Genomic DNA, 787 nt, shown 5'->3' with positions numbered 1-787 from the left:
GCCGTGCCGCCGGTGGCGCTGCCCCCGGTCTGGGCGAGCGCCGGGACGACGAGGAGCCCGAAGGCGGCGAGGGGGGCGATGAATCGGATCGTCATGTCAGCCTCACTTCGTGGTCTTGGGGACGGTGACGACGCAGTCGCCGGCGCCGGTGGTCGTCATGGTGGTGCCGCCGGAACTCGAGCTGGAGGCCGAGCTGCTGGTCGAGCCGCTCCCGGACCGCGTGGTCACCGAAGGACCGCCCGTGGTCGCGCTCCGCACGCCGTCCGCCCCGGCCGTGACCGAGCTCGACATCGTGCCGGCGTTCTTCGCGTCGTCGGAATGCACGACCTTGCACGGCTTTCCGTTCGGGCCGGTCGTCACCGTCGTGCTGCCCGAGACGCCGTTCGGGCCGGTCGTGACCGTGCTTGTCTGGGCTTGGCCGGTCGCGACGCCGGCGAGGACGAGGGCGCCACCGAGAAGCGGCAGGATCAGGCGAGCCATGGTCAGGTCTCCTTGATGGCGGGGAGGGAATGAAAGGCGCGGTGCGAAGGTCGAGGAGGGCGCGGCTCCGAGGAGCCGCGCCCGATGTCGCCGTTCCAGAGCCGGATCAGCGCTTGTTGTGGCCCGGTGCGTTCTCGGAGTTGCCGGGGCCGCCGCGGTCATGACCGGACGCGCTGCCCGACATGCCGGACGAGGAACCGCCCGTGCCCATCGAGGAGCCGCTGGTGCCCTTGCCGGCCGAGGAGCCGCCGGTGCCGACCGTCGACCCCGAACCGCTGCCGGCGCCCGCCGACGAACCGCCGGTGCC

At 72.8% G+C, this 787-nt stretch carries 1 protein-coding gene and 1 pseudogene; both read right to left on the bottom strand.

Features of this window, described 5'->3' with window-relative positions; translation table 11 throughout:
* Window positions 1-102: 102 nt before the first annotated feature.
* A complete protein-coding gene (locus FV222_RS27990) occupies window positions 103-480 on the bottom strand; it encodes a glycosyl hydrolase (RefSeq protein ID WP_147762467.1) in 378 nt (125 codons plus the stop codon).
* Window positions 481-586: 106 nt separating this feature from the next.
* Window positions 587-787: pseudogene (locus tag FV222_RS27985) on the bottom strand (hypothetical protein); the annotation flags it as partial.

Source organism: Methylobacterium sp. WL103, assembly GCF_008039885.1.
Lineage (GTDB): Bacteria > Pseudomonadota > Alphaproteobacteria > Rhizobiales > Beijerinckiaceae > Methylobacterium > Methylobacterium cerastii.
The sequence above is the reverse complement of the archived record's forward strand: the minus strand, read 5'-3'. Positions and strand labels throughout refer to the sequence as shown.

Excerpts from the sequence above, each read along its gene's own strand:
- FV222_RS27990 (WP_147762467.1), bottom strand. The coding sequence starts at position 480 with ATGGCTCGCCTGATCCTGCCGCTTCTCGGTGGCGCCCTCGTCCTCGCC.